The 5,991-nt window shown below is 48.2% G+C and carries 7 protein-coding genes and 1 pseudogene; 3 read left to right on the forward strand and 5 right to left on the reverse strand.

The window, feature by feature from the left end; genetic code table 11:
- The coding region (locus tag ON072_RS20685; RefSeq protein WP_274626171.1) for a hypothetical protein at window positions 1–503 on the reverse strand (503 nt) is incomplete at its 3' end.
- 345 nt (window positions 504–848) lie between these two features.
- Between ON072_RS20685 and ON072_RS20690 the strand changes: the two genes are divergently transcribed.
- Genes ON072_RS20690 through ON072_RS20700 form a run of 3 tightly spaced genes read left to right on the forward strand, consistent with a single transcriptional unit; the run spans window position 849 to window position 3,404 of the window.
- Window positions 849–1,352: a PepSY domain-containing protein gene (locus tag ON072_RS20690; protein WP_257578840.1), complete on the forward strand. Its 504-nt coding sequence runs from the start codon at window positions 849–851 to the stop codon at window positions 1,350–1,352.
- A 13-nt stretch (window positions 1,353–1,365) separates the two neighbouring features.
- The gene (locus tag ON072_RS20695; protein WP_071475612.1) at window positions 1,366–2,055 is read left to right on the forward strand and encodes a response regulator transcription factor; all 690 of its coding nucleotides are present in this window, start codon (window positions 1,366–1,368) and stop codon (window positions 2,053–2,055) included.
- Window positions 2,055–3,404, forward strand: coding sequence for an ATP-binding protein (locus ON072_RS20700; protein WP_261753070.1), 1,350 nt, complete (start codon window positions 2,055–2,057; stop codon window positions 3,402–3,404). The genes ON072_RS20695 and ON072_RS20700 overlap by 1 nt, the downstream gene beginning before the upstream one ends.
- Window positions 3,405–3,999: 595 nt before the next feature.
- Here the strand turns inward: ON072_RS20700 and ON072_RS20705 are convergent.
- The 4 genes and pseudogenes from ON072_RS20705 to ON072_RS20720 form a co-directional block, all read right to left on the reverse strand.
- Window positions 4,000–4,365 carry a hypothetical protein gene (locus tag ON072_RS20705; protein ID WP_219012293.1) on the reverse strand — a complete coding sequence of 122 codons (366 nt, stop codon included), beginning with the start codon at window positions 4,363–4,365 and terminating at the stop codon, window positions 4,000–4,002.
- 93 nt (window positions 4,366–4,458) lie between these two features.
- Window positions 4,459–4,959: a GNAT family N-acetyltransferase gene (locus ON072_RS20710; RefSeq protein ID WP_261753071.1), complete on the reverse strand. Its 501-nt coding sequence runs from the start codon at window positions 4,957–4,959 to the stop codon at window positions 4,459–4,461.
- A 132-nt stretch (window positions 4,960–5,091) separates the two neighbouring features.
- Window positions 5,092–5,367 (reverse strand): annotated as a pseudogene (locus tag ON072_RS20715) (transposase); the annotation flags it as partial.
- Window positions 5,368–5,493: 126 nt separating this feature from the next.
- Window positions 5,494–5,991: hypothetical protein (locus tag ON072_RS20720; RefSeq protein WP_274626172.1), on the reverse strand; the 498-nt coding region annotated here is incomplete at its 5' end.

A 5,991-nucleotide genomic window follows, 5' to 3' on the forward strand; every position in this document is an offset into this window, starting at 1 on the left:
TTGACATCGGTAAACTGAATATCCGGACGTCGCCGTGTGTTAGTGTCTGGATCGTCTGAGAAGATATACTTTTCGGTCTTGACTGTGCCTGGGATGACGAAGGGATCATTTTCGAGGATGACCGTCAGATCCTCTTTTGTGGTGAGGTGCCATTCACCTTCGCCATTGTAGATTTCCGAAAACAGGGTGTTCGGTGTGTGGTGGTAAAAGGGGCAGTTTTCTGTAAGTGACAAGTCTTTTGCGAACTTGGTGTTGTGATAAAGGTGGGCTGCCCGGCGTTGGGCGTTGTTGCCGGAGCGATAAAATAGCCCGCAGCCACATTGAGAGCATGTGATGTAGGTTTCGTTACCGTGGGTGTGTTCGGCTATGGTGCGTTTGAGTAGTGCTTCATCGTGTAGTTGCACCCCATCGCTGCTGGGTTGTGTAATTTTCGAGGCAATGATCGGGTGCCTTTTCTCTTTTACATAGACTTCCCAAATTTTGTGCCGCAGTGCCGTATCCATTCGCTTTGCTCTATACCTGCGTGTGTACTAGGGAAGGTGCGAACAAGTCCCATGTGTGCTCTGCGTCGGCTTACAGGCCTGGATGCAAGGCGTGGTTCGCAGCAAATGGCCCTAGTCCTTTGCAAGAAGCACAACATAGCAGGCAGGTCTGTAAGACACGCCCTCCGGGGCTTTCACAGCAACCGGCTCTCTGCGTTATCCGACTTCGACAGGCCCCGGCATGCCTTCAGTCAGATGCCTTGAGCGCCAATTGCTGTGCAAGCCACTCTCTACAAAAGAGAAGGCCACGAGGACTTATTCGCACCTTCCTTAGCATTATTAAAAGTCAGCCTGGGTGAACATGAGATGAACGGTTTCTGTCAGCCGATGTTCATCTTGGAAGGAGTACAACTGACCGGGCCTGAGCGAAAACCGGGGGAAGGACAGATAGAGAGTGAAGACCCGGCTGGCTATTTCATCCACCGCGGGGATCTTTTACACTGGGCCAAGCGTTTCCAAAAGGGCAAAACCATGAAAAGGGGCAGTAAAATCAAGCATCAAGCTTATCACTCAAGCGGAATTATCGCAGCAAGCATGCTATTGCTGTCGCTGGCTTTCGCTCAGCCCCTGCATGCCGGCCCCTTTGCCAAGCCGGAACGAACGACTCAGGCCCAGGAGGCCAAGCTGAAAGTCCGTAGCGGCGATGAAGCCGCCAGACTGGTGAAGCAGGCTTATGGCGGTAAAGTACTCAGGGTGCAGTCTGTGAAGGTCAACGGCAACCCGGGTTATAGGGTCAAACTGCTGCAGGACAGCGGCCGAATTGTCTATGTCTCTGTGGATGCCCGCAGCGGCCGCCTGCAGGCAAACTGACAGGAAACAGCTTATGCGACTGTTATTGGTAGAAGATGATGCCGCCTTACAGGCTAACTTAAAACAGCATCTGCAAGAGGCAGGTTTCAATCTGGATACGGCGTCAGACGGCGAAGAAGGCCTGTTTCTGGCGGCGGAATATCCCTATGATGCCGCCATTATCGATATCGGTCTGCCCAAACTCAGCGGCATAGCACTGATTGAACAGATGCGTGCCAAGGGACTGGATTACCCTGTGCTGATCCTCACCGCCAGAGATGGTTGGCAAGACAAGGTGGAAGGCTTGGATGCCGGTGGTGATGACTACCTCACCAAACCCTTTCACCCCATGGAACTCACCGCCAGGATCAAGGCTTTAATCCGCCGCAGCGCAGGTAAGGCCAGCCCCTTGCTGCAAAGTGGCCCTGTCACCCTGAATACCAGCAGCGGTGAAGTGCGACTCGGCAAACACAGTGTCAGCCTCAGCGCCTCCGAATACAAATTGCTCGAGTATCTGATGCTGCATCAGGGCGAAGTCACTTCCAAGAGTCTGCTTATCGAGCATATCTATGATCAGGACTTCGATCTGGACTCCAATGTGATTGAGGTATTTATTCGCCGTTTGCGCAAGAAACTGGATCCCGAGGGCACGCTTGGGCTTATTGAAACCCTGCGTGGTCAGGGGTATCGCCTCAATGCGCTTCCTGTCAGAGATAACCCCTGATGAAGCCCTTGCCTGCAAGGCTTTTGCCCGGTTCACTCAAGGGCCGGTTGGTGATCAGCGCCCTGCTGTTGAATCTGGTACTCTTGCCGCTTATCGGCGTGACCCTGAGCGATGCCTTTCGTGCCCAATTGGCCCACGCGGTAAAAGATGAACTCAGCGCCGCCCTTTATGGAGTATTGGCATTGGCAGAAGTGGAACAGGGCGAACTGGTTCTGCCGGATCAATTACAGGACAAACAGTTCAACATAGATCAATCCGGGCTCTACGCCTTGGTCAGCAGCCAAGGCAAACTGGTATGGCATTCGCCTTCCTTTATCGGTATGCCGCCTCCGGGCAAGCTTCCAAGCCCACCACTCGGAGAAGGCCGCTTTGGCGAAATGCTTCTCCTGGGCAAGCCTCACTTCAGTTACAGCTTCAGCGCCAGCTTTGCCTCGGCCTCGGATAACGGCCGGGATATTCCCTTTACCGTACACATCATCAAAGATCAGACCGGCTTTGAGCAAACCCAAGGCGCCTTCAGCCGCCAGCTCTGGCAATACCTGGGACTATTGATGCTGTTCCTGTTACTGGTACAAGGAGGCTGGCTCTGGTGGACACTCAAACCACTGGCGCGCTTTCGCGCCGAGCTCGAAGCGGTTGAGCAAGGCAAACGGCAACATCTCGGCAGCGACTATCCCAAGGAGCTGCAACAGGTCGCGACCCAGCTCAATGCCCTGATAAGCAACGAACAGCGCCAACGCCAACGTTATCGCAACGCCCTGTCGGATCTGGCCCATAGCCTGAAAACACCGCTGGCGGTACTGCAAAGCCTCAAGTCTTTGCCGAGCGATGCCCAAGAGCCCATCAGCCAAATCAACGCCAGCATAGGGCACCAGTTGAAGCGAGCCCAAAGTGCTGGCAGCGGCGCTTGGCATCAAGGGGTGAACAGTAAAACCGTGGCCGACAAACTGCTGCGAACCCTTGGCAAGATTTATGCGGACAAGGTGCTGGAGTTTGAGGCTGAATTGGCAACAAACGCCCTGTTTTACGGTGATGAAGCCGACCTGGCCGAACTCCTCGGCAATCTATTGGATAACGCCTGCAAGGCAGCAAACAGCAAAGTCGTACTCAAAACCTGGGTTAGCGAAAAAGGGCTGAACCTCTGCATCGAAGACGATGGCCCAGGCATTACAGAGCAGCAGAAAACCCAGCTGTTCGAGCGTGGTGTCAGAGCCGATAACTACCAACAAGGTCATGGTATAGGACTGGCGATAGTCAAAGATCTGCTGCAGAGCTACCAAGGTCAGTGGCAAATAGATCAATCTCCCCTGGGTGGCGCCCGCTTCACCCTGTTTTTACCCAGAAGTTGAGATTGAGGAATAGTACATTCATTCCCCATCCTTACCGATTTCAAACAAGGCTAATCTTGCCAAATGGCGATAATGCCACCCTTGATGCAGCCAATAAGCACAGCCCAAGTTTCCGGCAATGGATGTTTCTCGTAGCCTGCCGCAGACTTATGCACAGGCGATCCTGTGACATGGCGAGAATTGCATAGCAACATGCTTTCGAGCGCGAGCCAGGGATGGTGAGCTGGCCGTTAAACAGGGACGTTGTTCGAGTACGTCCCTTATCTCCTTGGATGGAGTGTATGCCGACATTTGTCTGGAACAAATGCGGTGGTAAGCTCTGCCTCGCTATCCCTGGCTCGGAAGGTCACAGTTCCGCCTGCGCCTGGAAAATAGGTGTATGTCTGCGGGAATATAAGCAACTTCAAGCAACACTATTCTTGCAGAATTGTACCAATCCCTCCTCGGGAAATAACCGCTGCCCTAAGTAGCGTTGATAGCCTATATGCGAAAGTTGTTGGTTACGCTCAATACCATGATGAAAAATCGAACCCAAATGAGACGAAAGCTATCACAATTAGTGAAATACTTATTGACGGAATGCCACCGTCACTCGTTATGTTTCAATGCCTCGTTCCTTAAGCATATTTTTAAAAACTATTTGAGCCCATTTAATCACTAATTCAGAATTCCCAATTTCATCCTTATCCAAGTAAGAGATGAGGACAGGATATCCTCCGTTGGGACAATACTTTGAATGTTCGAATCCATCCCATTCCAAACCCAACCCACGAACAGGTATGCTGGGGTCTCCGTTAACCCAGTAACTTACTTTTTCAAAATATCCCGCGGATATAAGAGATTCACCAATGTTTATTGCTTGTTCTACGGATTGAAAACAAACAGGTTGATAGGTAGTTTTATTGGACGAAGAGCAACCTGGTAACAGGAGGCTTAAAAAAGCGAGGAGCCAAATTCTCATAGCATCTTCCCTGAAAAATAACGCTCCACCAATTCGTTTATCGAATTCAGCAACTTGTTATCTTTCTTTACTATTACTTGTAAACTTAAGTTTTTATTCATATCTATTCAATATAACCCCATCTTTTTCATAAGTGTCAACTTTACGTAGACCAGATTTAAGTAAAACGTTACCTGACGCTGGATGCTCAACTAAGACCTCACCAATTACTTTAGTAAGCCCAAGCGTATTTATTGCATACTCTAAAGTGGCTTTTACAGCTTCTGTGGCTAATCCATTTCCCCAGTATTCAGGTAGCATCCGATAGCCTATGTCTGGACAGTTCAAATCGGGTTCGTACTTAACTCCGCAGAACCCTATGACTTTATCATCTTCTTTATGAATCAATGCATACCGAGAGTAACCATACTTCTTATATTCTGCTTGCCAGCAATTAACAATTAAATTCTCTGCATCTTTTTTGGTATTAACGGCACCCACATCACCCGTATAACGCATAACATCTGGATTAGTAGAAAATTCAAAGACAGCATCTACATCATCTAAGCAAAACTCTCTCATTAAGAGACGAGGTGTTTCTATTAAAATATCCATATTCCATATTCGTTCTTTAATCTATAATCTATTTTGTAATTTTCAGGAAAAATCAAGCCACCCACTGTAAAACAATAACTTAATCTTCTTTCGGTCTGCGTTCAAGCACCGGTAGCGGATTTGAGCGCTACAAAGCACTTCTCTGTCTGTCCATCGGTTTGCTGTCTCTATATCAATATGCAACACCAGATGCAGATGATTACTCATGATGGCGAATGCCGCCACATCAATGGCCAAAACGGCTTCCAGCTCAAACAATAACGATTCCACCCAACCACGGCGGTGGATATAATTCTTGCTCGAGTAGGCATCATCACCACACAAGAAGGCACGCCGTACCACGCGGCTGCAACAATGGTAGTAAGGCGTATCTTCAAGGCTAATTTGAGTTCGGCGAGGGCGCGGCATAATAACCTCCTTGTTAAATGCTTAAACAAAGCATAGTCGGAGGCTAACTTCCGCGCCATTAACGTTGGGTGTCCATATTCTCTCACTGAAAATGCCAAGCGTTGGGAATCTGTCTTAAACGTTTTGTTATGTTGTGCTATTTTCAGCGATGTTTTTTTGTAGACTTGAAGTAAACTCAAGTTGGTTAACAAGTGTTCTAGCTGCGAGTCTAGAGACTTTTACTAACTCATTGTCTTCTATTACATTTTCTACATCGAAGTGTATACCTTGAACAGGAAGCCAAGATAATTGTTTAATCCAAAGATATAAACTATCAAGTTTATTAAACTTTCGTAATCCTTTACAAAGAATATCCATCGTAACTACCGGAATGTCTTCATCATGAGAAACTGTTCCGCCAAAGCCCTGTACTACAACTACTCCTTTAACACACCAGTCATTTTCTTTGGATACATCAATTGATTCACCAAATGCACGTGAAACGATTTCAGAAAAATTCTTTTTAACAAAGTTAATTTTTCTAGAAAGTTGATCTACCTTTGCAGATGTTACTTTTATCTTGTTATAGACTTCTCTTGCATCACCTGGTTGTAAAATCCACCGTAGTTCAAGTAACAGGATGGT

It is taken from the genome of Shewanella sp. K8, from assembly GCF_028823715.1.
Taxonomy (GTDB): Bacteria; Pseudomonadota; Gammaproteobacteria; order Enterobacterales; family Shewanellaceae; genus Shewanella; species Shewanella algae.